This window comes from Bradyrhizobium sp. HKCCYLRH1030 (assembly GCF_051168395.1).
Classification (GTDB): domain Bacteria; phylum Pseudomonadota; class Alphaproteobacteria; order Rhizobiales; family Xanthobacteraceae; genus Bradyrhizobium.
Genome location: NZ_JBNPUY010000002.1, coordinates 128,812 through 145,478, shown reverse-complemented (window position 1 = coordinate 145,478; position 16,667 = coordinate 128,812). Strand labels below are relative to the sequence as shown.

Genomic DNA, 16,667 nt, shown 5'->3' with positions numbered 1-16,667 from the left:
TCGACACACCCGCCCCGTAGTTTTACGGCTCTCTCGCATGCGACTATCAGCGAGTGAATGGCTGGAGCGGGCAAGACGGGAATCGCATCTTAACATCTTAACCATATCTCGCTGTTAGTTGTGCATCGAGGAAAAACAGCCCGGTGTTTCATGCGCAGACAGCTGCTTGAATTTTGCTTCTTGGCATTGATGGGAACCCTGCTCGGATCCCAAGCGGCGACGGCGTCTCCGCGAATGGTGTCGCTGGTCTACAACTCGCAGATTCAGAACCCGCAGCAGGTCGGGTCGGACGAATTTCGCGTGAAGCTGCAGGCGTTGGCCGGCAAGCGGCTCATCATTGATGAGCGTGCGGGCAACGCATTCGGCAGCGAGGCGGCGGTGCTGGCTGCAACCCGGAGCGGCGCAGTGGACGTGGCCGTGGTGTCCGGCGGCATCGCCAGCGCGGTGGTCCCCGAGCTTGGCGTCTTCGACATCCCGTTCCTGTTCCGCGACACTGCGCATGCCAAGGCGGTTGCGCAAGGGCCGGTCGCCGCCGCGATCGGCGCCAAGTTCGCCGACAAGGGACTGGTGCTGCTGGCGCTGGGCAAGCAGGGCTTTCGCAATCTCACCAACTCGAAGCGCCCGGTCCGTACCGTCGATGACGTCAAGGGACTCAGGATCCGCGTGATCCCCAATCCGGTCTACCAGATGACCTTCAAGGCGCTCGGCGCCGACGTGATGCCGATGGATTTCCCGCTGGTCTATGCCGCGCTCAAGGACGGTCGGCTCGACGGTCAGGAAAATCCGGTTGCCACCATCGCGGCCAATCGCTTCGACGAGGTGCAGAAATATCTGACGCTCACCGGGCATTTCTTCGCGCCGATCGCCTTCGTCGCCAACCGCGCGATGTTCGACCATCTCGATGCGGCGGATCGTGATGCGCTGGTTGCCGCCGCCAAGGCGGCTGCGGAGGTCACCTGGCAGGCCCAGCTCGATGCGCAGAAGCTCGATGAGTTGCGCAAGACCGGCATGGAGGTGATCGAGACGTTCGACCGCAAGACCTTCGTCGATGCGGTCAGGCCGCTCGATGCCGACTTCGAGAAGCGCTTCGGCAAGGAGCTGCTCGCCACCATCAGGTCCACTCCGTGAAACAGCCGGGCAAATCGATGAAATTGTCTTCTCTGATGTCTTGGATCGGCGTCCGCCCGCGCATCTTCGGCGGCTTCGCCCTGATCCTGAGCTTCCTGGTGTTGCTCGGCGGCTTCGCCATGGTCCAGGTCGGCCGCATCGGCGGCACCGTGGATGAACTCGTTACCAGCGCGGCCGGGGACGCCGGCATGTCGCAGGTGCGTGCCGCGCTGCTCGGCGCCAACGGCGCGGTCGAGAGATTCGTCCGGACCTGGAACGTCGGTGACAAGGATGCGGCCAGCAAGGCCATCGACGCTGTCGGCGGTCTCGCCGATCAGGTCGAGAAGCAGTCCGGCAGCCTGAAGGTGCTGGCTGACGGCGTGGGGCCGGTACGGAGCGCGCTGGCGGCCTACCGCTCATCGTTCGCCGCCGCGGCCGAGGCCGTGGACCGCCTGCGGGCGGCGACGACCAAGACCGACGCATTGGGCGCCGTTGCCGGCATCAACATGGGCGGCATCCAGGTTGCCCTTGCCAATCGTGCGGGCAGCGAGCCGCTGATGAATCCGTTACGTCTGGCCAGCGTCGTCGACGCGGTTCGCATCGCGGTGATGCGCTATACCAACACGTTATCGAATGGCGATGCCGACGATGCCAGGCTCACCTTCGTCTATGCGAAGCTCGCGATTGCCGATACGGAGGGCGAGATCGCGGGTGTCGATGATGCCAAGCTGAAGGCGCTGGTTGCTGCGCTGAAAGAGGCTCTCACGGCGGATGCCGCCGCGCTCGAGGAGGTGATCAAGGTGGCCGCTGACCTGCGCGCCAAGCAGGCGGAGCTCGCCAAGGCGAGCGCCTCGATCGATACCCAGGTCAGCCAGATCAACCGGCAGCTTGGTGCCGCGCGTGCAGAGCAGGCCGCGAGGACCGGCGTCGCGGTCGAAGATACCAAGCAGACCGTGATCGTGACCGCAGCCGCAGCGGTGATATTCGGAGCGGTGCTGGCCTGGCTGATCGGCGCCAGCGTGTCGACCCCGATCCGCGGCATGACCGACCGCATGCAGTCGCTGGCGGCCGGCGAATTGGATCAGCCGATTCCCGGCGGCGAGCAGCGCGACGAGATCGGCCGGATGGCGCGCGCCGTGGAGATTTTCCGTGACAACGCGCTTGCCGTGCGCCGCATGGAGCAGGAGGCTGCGGCACAGCGTGAAGCTGCGGAGGCCGAGCGCGCCCGCATGATGTCCGATCTGGCTGGTCGATTCGAGCAGGGCATGCAGGGTGTCATCACCGGCGTCGGCGGGCGTGCGACCGAGATGGGCGAGAGCGCCAGCGAGCTGGCGCGCGTCGCCGAACGCGGCCGTGGCCTTGCGGAAGCGGTCGCCAGCCGGGCCGAGCAGGCCTCCGTCAATGTGCAGACCGTGGCCTCGGCGACCCAGGAGCTCGCGGCCTCGATCAGGGAGATCTCCTCCCAGGTCCAGCGCTCGGTCACGGTGTCGACCCGGGCGACGCACGAGACGCAGCGGACATCCGAGCTGATCGACGGGCTGTCCAGCGCGGCGGAGAGGATCGGCACCATCGTGCAGCTGATCCAGGCGATCGCGAGCCAGACCAACCTGCTGGCGCTCAACGCCACCATCGAGGCGGCGCGCGCCGGCGAGGCCGGCCGCGGATTTGCGATCGTCGCGAGCGAAGTGAAGAACCTGGCGTCGCAGACCGCGCAGGCGACGGAGCAGATCTCGAGCCAGATCGCGACCATCCAGAGCGCGACGCAGGAGACGGTCGGCGCGATCGCCCAGTTCGGCACGACCGTGCGGGAGATTGCCGAGATCTCCAATGCGATCGCCGCCGCGGTTGAGCAGCAGGGGGCGGCGACCAGCGAGATTGCCCGCAACGTCGAGCAGGCGGCCAGCGGTACGGCGGCGGTCACGCAGGAGATCGGCGACGTGCGCAACGTGGCCGGGCAAACCGATGCCGGCGCTGAAGCTGCGCTGGCGGCGGCCGCGGCGCTGCAGCAGCAGGCCGCTTCGCTGAAGAGCAATGTCGCCGACTTCCTGCAGACGATCCGGACCGCGGCCTGAGCTGCAAAGTCGGTGGCGACTGGAGTTGACGCAAGGAGCGCAGGCTCACACTCTGGGGCATGACCGGGCACCAGCCGCGTTCCCTTGCGTTTCCCGTCGACGGCGCGGACGTCGTGTCCGCGCTGTTCATGGCCCCGCCGCGGCCGCGCGCCTGTTTCGTGTTCGCCCATGGCGCGGGCGCCGGCATGACCCACGTCTTCATGAACCAAGCGGCCGCAAGCCTTGCCGCGCGCGGCATCGCGACGCTCCGCTTCCAGTTTCCCTATATGGAGAAGGGCAGCAAGCGCCCTGATCCGCCCGCGCTCGCCCACGCCGCGGTGCGGGCTGCCGTGGCGGAGGCTGCGCGGCTCTGTCCGGGGCTGCCGCTCGTTGCGGGCGGCAAGTCGTTCGGGGCGCGCATGACGTCGCAGGCGCAGAGTGCAGCGCCGCTGCCAGGCATAGCCGGGCTCGCCTTTCTCGGCTTTCCGCTTCACCCCGCCGGCAAGCCCTCCATCGCGCGCGCCGATCATCTCGATGCGATCGAGGTCCCGATGCTGTTCCTGCAGGGGACGCGCGACAAGCTGGCGGAGATGGAGCTGCTCGCGCCCGTCGTGAAGCGGCTGGGACCGCGCGCGACCTTGCATTGGATCGATCAGGCCGACCACGCCTTCCACGTGCCTGCGCGCTCCGGCCGGAATGATCAGGCCGTCATGGAGGACCTGACGGAGGCGTTTGCGGCGTGGCTGGAGACTCTCGAAGCGTGTGCCGGCTGACGCGCCGAGCGCCTCTTTCGGAAAAAATGGCATGAGAACAAAAATAGAACTTTTCTGCCGCCGGAGGTTGAGGCATAGTCCTATTGAAAGGTAGGGGAGGGGGTTCGATGAAGTCAGCAGTGGTGGCGCTATCGGTGTGCGCGCTTGGCGTGCTGATGATCTCTGCAGCTCCATCGCTCGCCGATGCCAGGCTGACCGGCATGGTGGTCGTGAAGGGAACTTGCCAGAAGCTCAGCGTCGCGGGAAAGGATCGCAGCTCGGAATGCAAGGGCGCGCTGCTCAATACCGACTATGACGATCAGCGCACCGGCTTCTACTTCACCTTGCTCGACGGCAGCGTGGTCACGTTCTCGAACCGCGGCGATCTGCAAGAGCAACCCGGGCCTGACAAGTTCGTCACGCCGGTCGACATGATGATCATTGGCCAAAGTCGCAAGACGATCAACAAGGTGACGGCCAAGGGGCAATGCCGCCACGGCAATCCATTCAAGGGACCCGACCTGCTCGAATGCACAGCCGACAGCGAGATCGGCCGTTTTGAAGGGCTATTTCTGTCCAATGGCGAGAAGCCGGTGATGCAGACCTTCTGAGGCCGTGACCCCTGCGCACAAGCAGGATGGGCCAGTAGGAGAGCTCGTCGCGGCGTCGCCGGTCGTCACTCGCCATCGTAAAGTCCACGCGGCAAATCCGGCCCGCTCGGCAATATCCACTTTGTCAGAAGATCGCGATGAGAAAGGCAGCTTCATCCGTTTGGCTGCTGGCCCTCGGCGCGGCGAGCCTGCCGGCCATGTCGGTCCGTGCAGAGGACGGATTGAAAGGGATCGAGACGTTTCACGGCCCCTGCAGGAAGCGCACGGTCGCGGCAAAGGACCGGACCGCCGATTGCAAGGGCGTTTAGCGCAACACGCGTTACAGTGATGGACGAGGCGGCTTGGAGCAAGACGCCCGGCCTCTGAGGCTGCGATCTCCCGACTCCTGAAAATTTGGCGCGACATCAAGCTCGAAATATTGCAACAAGTCGGCGTCGTGGGGTGAGGCCGGGTGTGCGGGTCGCCAGAACTTGGAGAGTGTGATGTTCCGATACGTTGGCGTCGTCCTGGGGCTGCTCTGGAGCCTCGTATCGATCAGCACCGCGTTGGCCGACGACGCCAAGCTCCGGATCGGCGTTCTCCGGCTGTCCTCGTCCGCGCCAGTGTTCATCGCGTTGGACAAAGGCTACTTCCGCGAAGCTGGACTGGACGTCGAGCTGAAGTTTTTCGATGCAGCGCAACCGATCGCCGTGGCGACGGCCACCGGCGACGTCGACGTCGGGGTGACCGCCTTCACCGCAGGACTGTATAACCTCGCAGGCAAGGGCGCGTTGAAGATCATCGCCGGTATGAGCCGTGACCGCCCGGGCTTTCCGCTGATTGGCTACTTTGCCAGCAACAAGGCCTATGAGGCAGGTCTCAGGACGCCGAAGGACATTGTCGGCAAACGCGTGGCGATGACCCAGGTCGGGTCGAGCTTTCACTATTCGGTGGGGCTGCTGGCCGAAAAATATGGCTTCAAGCTCGCCGACGTGAAGATCGTGCCGCTGCAGTCGATGTCCAACATGTCGGCGGCCATCAAAGGGGAAACCGTCGACGCGGCGCTGATGCCGGTTTCGGTCGCGCGCAAGCTGATGGAGGAGGGCGCCGTCAAGCATCTTGGCTGGGTCGGCGACGAGACGCCGTGGCAGGTCAGCGGCGTGTTCGCGGGGCCGAAAATCTTGGCCAACACGGCGCTGGTCGGTAAGCTGCTGGCGTCGCTTCAGCGCGCCGAGCGCGAGTATCATGATGTCGTGCTCGCCTCGGTCAAGGACGGCACCGCCGCCATCGACGACAAGACCAAACCGTTGCTCGAGATCATCGGCAAGTACACGAACCTGCCGGTCGAGCAGGTCGTGGGCAATTGCGCCTATATCGATCCCGACGGCAAGCTCGATGTGAAGAACATCGACAGCCAGATCAAATGGCTGCAGGCTCAGGGGTTCGCGGACCAGGGCTATGATGCGGCCGCGATCATCGCCAAAGACTTTGTGAAGCCGGATTGATGAAGGCAGGCGCAGCGCGGGCCTGCAGCGGGATCGCCTGATATGGACCTGATCGCCGAGACCATCAGCCACCGTTTCGACGCGCTCGATGTGCTCGATGGCGTGTCGTTCACGGTCGGAGGCGGCGAGGTGGTCGCCCTCGTTGGGCCGTCCGGCTGCGGCAAGAGCACGCTGCTGGCAATCCTCGGAGGGTTGTTGCAGCCAAGCAAGGGACAGGCGGTGCTGCGCGGAGCTCCGCCGCCCGGCAGCCTCAATCCCCTGACGTTCGTGTTCCAGGACTTCGCGCTGCTGCCGTGGGCAAGCGTCGCCGACAATGTCGCCTTTCCGCTCCTCCATACATCCCTGTCGACGCAGCAGCGCGCCGCCGCCGTCGACGATGCGTTGCGGCGAACCGGCCTGGCAGACTTCCGGACCGTCTATCCCAAGCAGTTGTCGGGCGGCATGCGACAGCGGGTCGGGATTGCCCGGGCGCTGGCGGTCCGCCCGGCGATCCTGCTGATGGATGAGCCGTTGTCGGCGCTGGACTCGCAGACCCGCGAGCTGCTGATGGAGGACTTCGTCGATCTGCTCGCCGACGGCACCATGGGCGCGGTCTATGTCACGCATAATCTCGAGGAGGCCGTGCGGCTCGCCGACCGCATCGTCGTGCTGTCGCGTCGTCCCGGCCGCATCCGGAAGGTCGTCAGCGTCCCGGCGACGCGGCGCAGCCGCGGCGATGCCGGAGTACGCGCGCAACTGCTGGACCTGCAGAACGAGCTCTGGGGGCTGATCCGGACCGAGGCAATCGATGCCGAGCGCGAGGTTCAGAATGCTTGAACGCTCCCCGGCCGGAACGCCTGAGGTCGTCGGCAAGCAGAGCCGGAAAGTGCCGTTCCGGGGCGGCGGCTTCACGCCGGCCGCAAGCCGATGGGCCGGCTGGTTCGCGCTCGCGGCGGCTCTCGGCCTGTGGCAACTCATCGGCAGCCTCGCACTGGTCAACCCATTGTTCCTGCCGGCGCCGCTGACGATCTTGCGCGCCCTGTATCGATTGGCCGAAAGCGGCGCGCTCTGGCAGCATGTCTCGGCATCGTTCGTGCGCATCGTATCCGGCTGGGCGCTCGGCACGGCCACCGGCATCGTCGTCGGCTTCGCGATCGGCCTCTGGCGCATTGCGCGCAGCATCGGCATCACTTTCGTCTCTGCGCTGTTTCCGATTCCGAAGATCGCCGTGCTGCCGCTGCTGATTCTTTGGCTCGGCATCGGCGAGCAGCCGAAGATCGCGACGATCGCGCTGGGCGTGTTCTTCTCGACCACGATCTCGGTCTATAGCGGCGTCGATGCGGTGCCGCGCAACCTGATCCGGATGGCGCAGAGCTTCAACGTGCCGTTCCCGACCATCGTCCGCCGCGTGATCTGGCCCGGCGCGCTGCCGTCGATCCTCGCCGGTTTCCGCATCACCGCGTCGGTCGCGCTGATGCTCGTGGTTTCGGCGGAGATGATCGGCGCCGAGACCGGCATCGGCACCTTCGTGCTGCAGGCCGGCAATCTGATGCAGACCGATCAGCTGATGGCGGGGATCCTGATCCTGTCGCTGTTCGGTCTCGCCGTCGGCCGGCTGATCAGCATGCTCGAAGCGCGGCTCCTGCGCTGGCGCTGATCCGGCGGTGTCAGGCGTTGCCGCGGTCTTCCCGGAACAAGTCGAGCTTCTCCTGCACCGGGCGATCCGAGAACGAGAACAGGACCGCATCCTCGTCCGGCTCATGGCTGACCCATTGCCAGCTCGGAACGACGAACAGGTCGCGCGGGCCCCATTCGAAGGTCTGGTCGCCGATGCGGCTGCGGCCCCTGCCTTCGATCGCGGTGAACACGGTCGCGTCGGTCGAGCGATAGCGCGCAGTCTTGAAGCCCTTCGGCAGCAGCTGGATGAAGGTGCCGATCGTCGGCATCGCGAAATCACCCGTCTCCGGGTTGGAGAATTTCAGCTTCAGCCCGTGGCAGGCGTCCCATTCCTCGCTCCGCTTCGCGTTCTCCAGCGCCTCGCGCGTATAGGCGTAGGGATAGTTGAAGATCGGCGATGTCCTGGATTTGCGCTTCGCATCGACCGGCAGCAGATTGTGGCCGTAGCGGGCGAAGCTGTCGCCCGCGGGGCGCGCGACCTTCTGCTGGTCCTCCTGCGCGCCTTGCGCGAACGACGCGTCGAGAAACTGCACAAGGGGAATGTCGAGGCCGTCGAGCCAGAACATCGGCTCGGTGGTCTCATTGCCGTGATCGTGCCAAGTCATCGACGGGGTGATGATGAAGTCGCCCGGCTCCATCAGGGTGCGCTCGCCCTCGACGGTCGTGAAGGCTCCCTTTCCTTCCAGCACGAAGCGCAATGCGGACTGGCTGTGCCGATGGGCGGGCGCAACATCGCCTGGGATCACCATCTGAACGCCGGCATAGAGCGAGGTGGTGATCTTGGACTGCCCGCGCAGTCCCGGATTCTCCAGGATCAGCACGCGCCGCTCGGCTTCCTTCGCCGTGATCAGCCGCCCGGCTTCGACCATGTAGTCGCGGATCGCCGCGAACTGCCACAGATGCGGGCGGCAGGCGCTCTTCGGCTCGGGCGTGATGAGATCGCTCATCACGGTCCACAGGGCCGTCATGTTTTCGCCGTCGATCTTCTTGTAGAACGCCTCGCGCTCCGGTGTCGAAACCGCGGCCATGCGCGCCTCCCATGATCAGATGTCGTTCTTGATTGACAGTATACTGCCAATTTGATTACCGTCAAATACAACCAGAGCTGTCGCATCGGGAGGACTGCCATGATGAAGCTGCACGGCTATTTCCGCAGCAGCGCATCCTATCGCGTCAGGATCGCGCTCAACCTCAAGGGTCTCACGGCCGAGCATCTGCCGCATCACCTCCGCAAGGGCGAGCAGCGCGCGCCCGCCTATCTCGCGCTCAACCCGCAGGGTCTGGTCCCGGCGCTCGAGGACGACAGCGGCGCCACGTTGATCCAGTCGCTTGCGATCATCGAATGGCTCGACGAGACTCATCCCGAGCCGCCGCTGCTGCCGAAGGATCCGTTGCGACGCGCCCAGGTCCGCGCCTTCGCGCAGGTGCTCGCCTGCGACACCCATCCGGTGCAGAACCTGAAGGTGCTGGCGCGGCTCCGGGAGCTCGGCCTGCCCGAGGACAAGGTCACGGCCTGGGCCGGCTGGGCCAACCGCGAGGGGCTCGCTGCCTGCGAAGCGCTGATCAAGCATGAGCCTGGCCCATTCTGTTTCGGTGCGGCGCCAACCTTGGCCGATCTCTGCCTGGTGCCGCAGCTCGGCAATGCACGCCGCTTCGGCGTCGATGTCGCAGCGTTTCCGCGCCTGCTGCAGGCCGAAGCCGCGGCGAAGGCACTGCCGGCCTTCGCCGCTGCTGCTCCGGAGCGTCAGCCCGATGCCGAGTAGGCCGCCCGACATCACCATGGACGCAGTCTACACCAAGCCGGGCTATCTGTTCCGGCGGATGCAGCAGATTGCCGTGTCCATCTTCGTTGAGGAGTGCCGCGAGTTCGACCTGACGCCGGTGCAATATGCAGCGCTGGTCGCGATCCAGACGCACCCCGGCATCGATGCCACCAGGCTGTCGGCGGTGATCGCCTTCGACCGTTCGACGCTCGGCAGCGTGATCGAGCGGCTGGAGAGCAAGGGCCATATCGAGCGCAGGCCGTCGGCCGAGGACAAGCGCGTCAAGCTGCTTTATCTGACCAGGGCGGGCGGAGCACTGCTCCGTGCGATCATGCCGGCGGTCGATCGCGCCCAGGCCCGCATGCTGGCGCCGCTGAAGGCCGCGGATCGCAAGATGCTGATGGCGTTGCTGGCGCAGCTCGTCGATCTCAACAACGAGGTGTCGCGGGTGCCGCTGCGCGCCGAGGATGCGCTGGAGCATCTCGGCAAAACCGGCTGATCGCGGAACTCCGCAGTTGTCGGGCGCAAGGCGTAGGCTCACAGCCGCATCACCGCCTGACGATCGATCTTGCCGGTGCCCGTCTTCGGCAATTCGTCGATGAAGACGATCTCGCGCGGATATTTGTAGGGCAGCAGTTTCGCCTTCACGTAGTCCTGCAGCGCCTTGACGGACGGGATTTGGTCGGGGGATCCGCCGTTGGTGACCACCACGGCCTTCAGGCTCATGCGACGATCCGGCAGCTCGTGCGCAAACACGGCGCATTCTCTGATATCGGGATGCTCGGCGAGGCAGAGCTCGACCTCGAGCGGATAGACCCATTGGCCGGAGATCTTGACCAGGTCGTCGGCGCGGCCGCGAAAGAAATGGAAGCCGTCGGCATCGCGCACGAAACGGTCGCCGGTGTAGATCCAGCCGCCATCGCGGATCGTCTCCGCGGTCTTGTCCGGACGGTTCCAGTAGAGCGGCGTGTTGGAGTCGCCGCGTACCCAGAGAATGCCCTCTTCGCCGTTGGCGACCTCGCGTCCTTCGCCGTCGCGCAGCGCGATCTCGTAGCCGGGAACGCGCAGTCCGGCGGCGCCGAGCTTCTTGCGGTCCTCGCGGTTCGAGAGATAGACGTGGAGAACCTCGGTCGAGCCGAGACCTTCGACGATCTCCAAGCCGGTCAGGCTCTTCCAGCCGTTGAAGACCTCGGCCGAGAGCACCTCGGCCGCGGAAACCGCGAGCCGCAGTGACGAGACGTCGGCCTGCTTCGCACCCTCGGCCTTGGTGAGCGCGGTGTAGAGCGTCGGCAGGCCGAAGAACACGGTCGGTCGGAAGCGGCCGATCGCATCGAAGATGGCGGCGGGTTTCGGCTGGCCGGGCAGCAGCAGCGTCGTCGCTCCGGCCGAGAATGGAAAGGTGATCGCATTGCCGAAGCCGTAGGCGAAGAAGATCTTGGGCACCGAGAAGCAGATGTCGTCCGGCTTGAGCCGCAGCACGTTGCGGGCGAACGCCTGCTCGCTATAGGCCATGTCGTGCTGCAGATGGACGATGCCCTTGGGGCGTCCGGTCGAGCCGGACGAATACATCCAGAATGCCATCTCGTCGCGGTGGGTGTCGGCCTCCGCCAACTGATCGGTGAAGTTGGGCAGCCACGCATCGACCGCAACCGTCGTTGCGACGGCGGTGGCCGGCGCCTCGCCATTGACGACGACCAGTGTGCGCAGCGCGGTCTCGGCGCATGCCTGTGCGTCGAACCGTGCGGCAAACTCGGCGTCGGCGACGGCGATCTTGGCGCCGGAATCAGCGAGATAGAATTGCAGCAGACCCGGCGGCGTCAATGTGTTGATCAGCAGCGGCACGAAGCCGGCGCGCACTGCGCCGAAGAACGCGGCCGGATAGGCCGGTGTATCGTCGAGGAACAGCAGGACCCGTTCGCCGCGGCTGAGCCCGAGCGCGGTGAAGCCGTTGCCCCAACGGCAGGCGTCGGCACACAGCTCGGCATAGCTGCGCTGGCCGGCCGGACCGATCAGCGCAGTCTTGTTGGCGTTGCCCTTGGCGAGGTTGTCGAACAGCACGCGGCTGGCATTGTAGCGGGCGGGAATTGCGAAGCCGATCTCGCGCGCGCCGGCGCTGTCGCGCGGAACCTGGTCGGCGATCTCTCTCGTCATGCGCGTGCTCCCGTGCTCCGAGATGCCTCGTAGCGGGCCATGAACTGCGGAGCCATCGCGCGCAGCCTGGTATCATCGATGCGCCCGGACCGGGTGATGTAGCTGTAGGCAAAATCCAACAGGCTGAGCGTCATGTGAGCCGGGAAGGACTCATACCAGTCGCTGCTGGTCCGGGCCGCCGTCACCAGCTTCTTCACGATCGGCTGGCGCTCGGCCTGATAGCGGGCGAGGCCGTCAGAGAGGCTGGTCTCGGCATCGAGCGCCTTGGCGAGCGCGATCGCGTCCTCGATCGCCAGCCGCGTCCCGGAGCCGATCGAGAAGTGCGCCGTATGCAGCGCGTCGCCGATCAGCACCATGTTCCGGTGCCACCAGTGCTCATTCCAGACCCAGGGGAAATTGCGCCATACCGATCGGTTGGAGACCAGCGCGTGACCGTCGAGCGTGGCGGCGAACACCTGCTCGCAGACGCGCCGGGATTCATCGACCGACATCTCGGCGAAGCCATGGGCGTGCCACGTGGCGCGATCGCATTCCACCAGGAACGTGCTCATGTCCGGCGAATAGCGATAATGGTGCGCGTTGAAGCTGCCGCGGTCGGTCGCGACGAAGGTCTGCGACAGCGTGGCAAAGGTCTTCGACGTGCCGTACCATGCGAACTTGTTGCTGGAGTAGGAGACGGAGAAGCCGAAATCGCCTTCGAAGCTGCGGCGAACCAGCGAGTTCAGCCCGTCGGCAGCGACGATGAGGTCGTAGCCTGCGAGCTGGTCCAGCGACTGGATGGTCGTGCCGTAGCGGGCGACGACGCCCACGCTCTCGGCGCGGGCCTGCAGCAGCTTCAACAGCTCGAGCCGGCCGATCGCGGAAAAGCCGACGCCGTCGATCTCGACAGTCTCGCCGCGCAGATTGAGCGTGATGTTGCGCCAGCTCTCCATGTGCGGCGCGATCGCGTCCACGGTGTCGGGATCGTCGGCGCGCAGGAATTCGAGCGCCTGATCGGAGAACACGACGCCAAAGCCCCAGGTCGCCCCGGCCGGGTTCTGCTCGAACAGATCGACCACGGCGGCGGGGTGCCGCTTCTTCCAGAGATAGGCGAAATACAGCCCGCCAGGGCCGCCGCCGAGCACGGCGATGCGCAAGGGCGTCCTCCACATTGACAGTATACTGTTTATTTTGGATCGGAGACTAATCCCTCATCTCGATCGAGGCCAGGGAAATCTTATTGCTGGAGATCGGGCCGGCGGCCGCAAGTCATCCCGACCGGCCTCTGCCGAAGATCGCGTCGAGCGCGGCGAAATATGTGCTTTCGACCAGCTCCGGCGCATGCCGGCCGAGCGCCTCCATCTTCACGCCCGAATTGATCTCGAGCACCTGCCAGTGTCCATCGGCCAGCACGAGGTCGACCGATGCGTAGCGGATGCCGATGACGCGTGCCGCCGCGGTGGCGAGTGCGGCACAGAGGTCCCGCTGCGCGCCTGGTTCGAGCAGCACTGGCTGAGCTCCGAATTCGAGATTGTGCCGCCAGCTCAGCAGGCGCTGCTCGCCGCGCGGCACGACGGCGCGCAAGGCCGACGCGTCGAATTCCGCATCGAGGCGCCGCAGGAGCTGGGCGTGCCCCGTGGCCGGAGTGGCCGCCAGCGCGAGGGCGAGCAGCGGCTGCACGCCATCGCCGGCCACGATGGGGCGCTGCTTGCGGTAGACGATCAGGGACGCGTCATCGAGCTGCACGACACGGACTTCGTCGACGATGTCCATGAGCGGCGCGATCGCGACATTCGCGCCGGTCTCGAAGATGCTGTTCACTGCGCGCAGCAGGTCATCCTTCGCCGTGACGCGGACCACCGACCGTCCAGAGGTCCCCTCGTTGGGCTTGACCACCAGCCCGCGCGGATGCGTTTCGAGCAGCGCCAGCGCGGCCTCGGCCATCTGCCCCGACTGGCCGCCGAGGGCCGGCGCCAGAAAGAATGCGTGTGGAACCGCGGCAATCCCGTCGGCTCTCAGCAGCGCCGAGGTCGCCGCCTTGTCACAGGCCAGTCTGTGCGCCACCGCACTGTTCAGGCCGAGATCATAGCCGAAGATCAGGTGACGCCGGGTGGCATCCTCGAGCACCAGCAGCCAGCCGTCCTCCCGCACGTCGAGCGCGATGCCTCGTTCGGCGCAGTAGCGGGTGATGGCGGCGAGCTGGGCCTGCGGATGGTTAATCATTGCTCAAGGATTGGGCCAGAGATGCGGAATTAAAGTGCTGGAAAATCGGAATATCGGCAAGTAAATTACCCATATCGTTTGTGTACGAACGAATGCCCGATCGAGGCGAATCCGGACATCAGCCGGCATGCATTTGATCGTGATCAATGGTGCGTCCATGCGGGTTGATTATTCGCTGTTTTCACGTACATCAGGCGCCGAAATCGCTGGATCTATAGGGGTTTTGCGGTCCTGCCTCCGTCACGACTTGTTTCTTCCAACTTCAGCCCACGTGAAAAAACAAACGACATGAGCGCGTTCTATAAAGAGAAAGTTCTTTCCGTTCACCACTGGACGGACACCCTGTTCTCCTTCCGAGCCACCCGCGATGCGGGCTTCCGCTTCCAGAATGGTCAGTTCGCGATGATCGGCCTCGAGGTCGAGGGCCGCCCGCTGCTGCGCGCCTACAGCATGGCCAGCGCCAATCACGAGGAGGAACTCGAGTTCTTCAGCATCAAGGTGCAAGACGGACCGCTGACCTCCCGGCTGCAGAAGATCAAGGAAGGCGACACCATCCTGGTCGGCCGCAAGGCGACCGGCACGCTGATCCCCGACAACCTGCTGCCCGGCAGCCGGCTTCTGCTGCTGTCGACCGGCACCGGCCTTGCCCCGTTCGCCAGCCTGATCAAGGACCCCGACGTCTACGAGCGGTTCGAGAGCATCGTGCTGGTCCATGGCTGCCGCCAGGTCGCCGAGCTCGCCTATGGCGAGAGCGTCGTCGCCAAGCTGCGCGAGGACGAGTTGTTCGGAGAACTGCTCGACGGCAAGCTGCAGTATTATCCGACCGTCACACGCGAGCCGTTCCGCAACCGTGGCCGCATCACCGACCTGATCTCGTCGCAGCAGCTGTTCAACGATATCGGCCAGCATGAGCTCGATATCGCCAAGGACCGTATCATGATGTGCGGCAGCCCGGCGATGCTGGAGGAACTCAAGACCATGTTCGAGTCGCGCGGCTTCCTCGAAGGCAGCGGCAACGAGCCGGGCCATTTCGTGATCGAGAAGGCCTTCGTCGAGCGCTGAGCCGTCGCCCCTTCGTCTCCGACTTTTCTGAAAGAGCGCCTCGACGCAATCGGGGCGCTCTTTTCGTTGGCAATATCCTCCTTGCGCGTTTCGAAGCGGCTGTGCGATTTTCGGCAGCAAGACCGGACCTGCAGACGTCCGGCGCGACACAGGGAGGGGACTTGGACTGCCTGAGCGGCGGCCATCCCCGATACAATAAGGGGTACGGCCATGGATTCCATCGTTCGCAGACAGACGCTCGGTGACCTCCTGCGGCGGAGCGCGGCGCGCACGCCGGGAAAGACGGCCGTGATCTGCGGCGAGGTCAGCTGGACCTACGCCGAGTTCAACGCCATCGTCGACCGCCTCGCGGCCGGCCTCGCCACCCGCGGTGTCGGCAAGGGCGAGCGCGTGGCCATCCTCGCCCGCAATTCGCATGCCTTCGCGGCCTTGCGCTTCGCGCTGGCGCGGCTCGGCGCCGTGCTGGTGCCGATCAACTTCATGCTCAAGCCCGAGGAGGTTGCCTACATCCTCAAGCATGCCGGCGCGCGGCTGCTGGCGACCGACAGCGGCTTTGCCGGCGTGGCCCGCGCCGCCAAGACGCTGGTGCCGGCGGTCGAGCAGATGATCTGGCTGCCGTCGGAAGGTCCGAGCGAGCGGCAAAGCGACATGATCGACTTTGCGGAGCTCGCGGCGTCGACGGCGACGGTGCCTGCCGTCGAGATCGCCGGAAGCGACGTCGCGCAGATCGTCTACACCTCTGGTACGGAGTCGCTGCCGAAGGGCGCCATGCTCACCCATGACGCCGTCATTTGGCAGTATGTGAGCTGTATCGTCGATGCTGGCATCGCCGCCGATGACGTCACCCTGCACGCGCTGCCGCTGTATCATTGCGCGCAGCTCGACGTGTTCTTCGGCCCTTCGATCTATGTCGGCGCGACCAACATCATCACGGCGTTTCCGACGCCCGACAATCTGCTGCCGCTGATCGCGAAATATCGGATCACATCGTTCTTCGCGCCGCCCACCGTCTGGATCTCGATCCTGCGCTCGCCGCTGTTCGAGACCACCGACGTATCCACCTTGCGCAAGGGCTATTACGGCGCCTCGATCATGCCGGTCGAGGTGCTGCGCGAGCTGGCGCAGCGGCTGCCCAAGGTGCGGCTGTGGAATCTCTACGGCCAGACCGAGATCGCTCCGCTGGCGACGATGCTCGGACCCGAGGATCAACTGCGCAAGCCGGGCTCTTGCGGCCGCGCCGTGCTCAACGTCGAGACGCGGGTCGTCGATGACGACATGAATGATGTCGCACCAGGCGAGGTCGGCGAGGTCGTGCACCGCTCGCCGCATCTGATGCTCGGCTACTTCCACGACGACGAGCGCACCGCCGCCGCCTTCCAGGGCGACTGGTTTCACTCCGGCGATCTCGCGACCATCGACGGGGAAGGCTACATCACCATCGTCGATCGCAAGAAGGACATGATCAAGACCGGCGGTGAGAACGTCGCCAGCCGCGAGGTCGAGGAGGCGCTCTATCTGATCCCGGAAGTGTCGGAGGTCGCCGTCGTCGGCCTGCCGCATCCGCGCTGGGTCGAGGCCGTTGTGGCGATGGTCGTGGTCAAGTCCGGCTGTGAGCTGACCGAGGCGGCCGTGCTCGAGCAGGCTTCGGCCAGGCTGGCCTCGTTCAAGACGCCGAAGCGGATCGTGTTCGTCGATGCGCTGCCCAAGAACCCCAGCGGCAAGCTGCTGAAGCGGCAGTTGCGCGAGACGCATTCGGGGCTGTTTGCGCAGGGGTAAGCGGCTGCCGTCGTCGAGCAACGCGTAGCGGCGCCGGGAGTCCCGGAGGCCG

At 65.4% G+C, this 16,667-nt stretch carries 15 protein-coding genes; 11 read left to right on the top strand and 4 right to left on the bottom strand.

All coding sequences use genetic code 11. The annotated features are described in order from the left end of the window. Positions 1-150 precede the first annotated feature (150 nt). The 7 genes from ACQR1E_RS06075 (at position 151) to ACQR1E_RS06045 (ending at position 7,641) form a co-directional block, all read left to right on the top strand. The gene (locus tag ACQR1E_RS06075) at positions 151-1,128 is read left to right on the top strand and encodes a TRAP transporter substrate-binding protein (RefSeq protein ID WP_410051878.1); all 978 of its coding nucleotides are present in this window, start codon (positions 151-153) and stop codon (positions 1,126-1,128) included. A 35-nt stretch (positions 1,129-1,163) separates the two neighbouring features. After that, positions 1,164-3,179, top strand: a complete 2,016-nt coding sequence (locus ACQR1E_RS06070) for a methyl-accepting chemotaxis protein (RefSeq protein WP_315825816.1) — start codon at positions 1,164-1,166, stop codon at positions 3,177-3,179. A gap of 59 nt (positions 3,180-3,238) precedes the next feature. Beyond that, positions 3,239-3,931, top strand: coding sequence for an alpha/beta hydrolase family protein (locus ACQR1E_RS06065; protein ID WP_434896809.1), 693 nt, complete (start codon positions 3,239-3,241; stop codon positions 3,929-3,931). Between the two features lie 107 nt (positions 3,932-4,038). Then, positions 4,039-4,521: a hypothetical protein gene (locus ACQR1E_RS06060; RefSeq protein WP_434896808.1), complete on the top strand. Its 483-nt coding sequence runs from the start codon at positions 4,039-4,041 to the stop codon at positions 4,519-4,521. A 482-nt stretch (positions 4,522-5,003) separates the two neighbouring features. Beyond that, on the top strand, positions 5,004-6,005 hold the full coding sequence (locus tag ACQR1E_RS06055) for an ABC transporter substrate-binding protein (RefSeq protein ID WP_434896807.1): 1,002 nt from the start codon (positions 5,004-5,006) through the stop codon (positions 6,003-6,005). Between the two features lie 42 nt (positions 6,006-6,047). Further along, a complete protein-coding gene (locus tag ACQR1E_RS06050) occupies positions 6,048-6,821 on the top strand; it encodes an ABC transporter ATP-binding protein (RefSeq protein ID WP_434896806.1) in 774 nt (257 codons plus the stop codon). Continuing rightward, positions 6,814-7,641, top strand: coding sequence for an ABC transporter permease (locus ACQR1E_RS06045; RefSeq protein WP_316170959.1), 828 nt, complete (start codon positions 6,814-6,816; stop codon positions 7,639-7,641). The genes ACQR1E_RS06050 and ACQR1E_RS06045 overlap by 8 nt, the downstream gene beginning before the upstream one ends. Positions 7,642-7,651: 10 nt before the next feature. Here the strand turns inward: ACQR1E_RS06045 and gtdA are convergent, their stop codons facing one another. Then, positions 7,652-8,689: a gentisate 1,2-dioxygenase gene (gtdA, locus tag ACQR1E_RS06040; RefSeq protein WP_315825491.1), complete on the bottom strand. Its 1,038-nt coding sequence runs from the start codon at positions 8,687-8,689 to the stop codon at positions 7,652-7,654. Between the two features lie 102 nt (positions 8,690-8,791). Between gtdA and maiA the strand changes: the two genes are divergently transcribed. Both maiA and ACQR1E_RS06030 read left to right on the top strand, forming a co-directional pair. Beyond that, on the top strand, positions 8,792-9,424 hold the full coding sequence (maiA, locus tag ACQR1E_RS06035) for a maleylacetoacetate isomerase (RefSeq protein WP_315752324.1): 633 nt from the start codon (positions 8,792-8,794) through the stop codon (positions 9,422-9,424). After that, positions 9,414-9,923: a MarR family winged helix-turn-helix transcriptional regulator gene (locus ACQR1E_RS06030; protein ID WP_315825490.1), complete on the top strand. Its 510-nt coding sequence runs from the start codon at positions 9,414-9,416 to the stop codon at positions 9,921-9,923. Before maiA ends, ACQR1E_RS06030 begins: the two co-directional genes overlap by 11 nt. Before the next feature lie 38 nt (positions 9,924-9,961). Here the strand turns inward: ACQR1E_RS06030 and ACQR1E_RS06025 are convergent, their stop codons facing one another. The 3 genes from ACQR1E_RS06025 to ACQR1E_RS06015 form a co-directional block, all read right to left on the bottom strand. After that, positions 9,962-11,575 carry a benzoate-CoA ligase family protein gene (locus tag ACQR1E_RS06025; RefSeq protein WP_434896805.1) on the bottom strand — a complete coding sequence of 538 codons (1,614 nt, stop codon included), beginning with the start codon at positions 11,573-11,575 and terminating at the stop codon, positions 9,962-9,964. Further along, positions 11,572-12,711 (bottom strand): FAD-dependent monooxygenase, encoded by a 1,140-nt coding sequence (locus ACQR1E_RS06020; protein WP_316193296.1) that lies wholly within the window; start codon positions 12,709-12,711, stop codon positions 11,572-11,574. The genes ACQR1E_RS06025 and ACQR1E_RS06020 overlap by 4 nt, the downstream gene beginning before the upstream one ends. 112 nt (positions 12,712-12,823) lie before the next feature. Further along, complete coding sequence (locus ACQR1E_RS06015; protein ID WP_316170957.1) at positions 12,824-13,777, bottom strand: ATP-grasp domain-containing protein; 954 nt, start codon at positions 13,775-13,777, stop codon at positions 12,824-12,826. A 288-nt stretch (positions 13,778-14,065) separates the two neighbouring features. On the opposite strand from ACQR1E_RS06015, the gene ACQR1E_RS06010 reads away from it, so the two are divergent. Together ACQR1E_RS06010 and ACQR1E_RS06005 are read left to right on the top strand one after the other, a co-directional pair. After that, positions 14,066-14,839, top strand: coding sequence for a ferredoxin--NADP reductase (locus ACQR1E_RS06010; RefSeq protein WP_315715287.1), 774 nt, complete (start codon positions 14,066-14,068; stop codon positions 14,837-14,839). Between the two features lie 210 nt (positions 14,840-15,049). Further along, positions 15,050-16,615, top strand: a complete 1,566-nt coding sequence (locus tag ACQR1E_RS06005) for an acyl-CoA synthetase (protein ID WP_315752268.1) — start codon at positions 15,050-15,052, stop codon at positions 16,613-16,615. Positions 16,616-16,667: the final 52 nt, after the last annotated feature.

Excerpts from the sequence above, each read along its gene's own strand:
- ACQR1E_RS06075 (WP_410051878.1), top strand. The coding sequence starts at position 151 with ATGCGCAGACAGCTGCTTGAATTTTGCTTCTTGGCATTGATGGGAACC.
- ACQR1E_RS06070 (WP_315825816.1), top strand. The coding sequence starts at position 1,164 with ATGTCTTGGATCGGCGTCCGCCCGCGCATCTTCGGCGGCTTCGCCCTG.
- ACQR1E_RS06065 (WP_434896809.1), top strand. The coding sequence starts at position 3,239 with ATGACCGGGCACCAGCCGCGTTCCCTTGCGTTTCCCGTCGACGGCGCG.
- ACQR1E_RS06060 (WP_434896808.1), top strand. The coding sequence starts at position 4,039 with ATGAAGTCAGCAGTGGTGGCGCTATCGGTGTGCGCGCTTGGCGTGCTG.
- ACQR1E_RS06055 (WP_434896807.1), top strand. The coding sequence starts at position 5,004 with ATGTTCCGATACGTTGGCGTCGTCCTGGGGCTGCTCTGGAGCCTCGTA.
- ACQR1E_RS06050 (WP_434896806.1), top strand. The coding sequence starts at position 6,048 with ATGGACCTGATCGCCGAGACCATCAGCCACCGTTTCGACGCGCTCGAT.
- ACQR1E_RS06045 (WP_316170959.1), top strand. The coding sequence starts at position 6,814 with ATGCTTGAACGCTCCCCGGCCGGAACGCCTGAGGTCGTCGGCAAGCAG.
- gtdA (WP_315825491.1), bottom strand. The coding sequence starts at position 8,689 with ATGGCCGCGGTTTCGACACCGGAGCGCGAGGCGTTCTACAAGAAGATC.
- maiA (WP_315752324.1), top strand. The coding sequence starts at position 8,792 with ATGAAGCTGCACGGCTATTTCCGCAGCAGCGCATCCTATCGCGTCAGG.
- ACQR1E_RS06030 (WP_315825490.1), top strand. The coding sequence starts at position 9,414 with ATGCCGAGTAGGCCGCCCGACATCACCATGGACGCAGTCTACACCAAG.
- ACQR1E_RS06025 (WP_434896805.1), bottom strand. The coding sequence starts at position 11,575 with ATGACGAGAGAGATCGCCGACCAGGTTCCGCGCGACAGCGCCGGCGCG.
- ACQR1E_RS06015 (WP_316170957.1), bottom strand. The coding sequence starts at position 13,777 with ATGATTAACCATCCGCAGGCCCAGCTCGCCGCCATCACCCGCTACTGC.
- ACQR1E_RS06010 (WP_315715287.1), top strand. The coding sequence starts at position 14,066 with ATGAGCGCGTTCTATAAAGAGAAAGTTCTTTCCGTTCACCACTGGACG.
- ACQR1E_RS06005 (WP_315752268.1), top strand. The coding sequence starts at position 15,050 with ATGGATTCCATCGTTCGCAGACAGACGCTCGGTGACCTCCTGCGGCGG.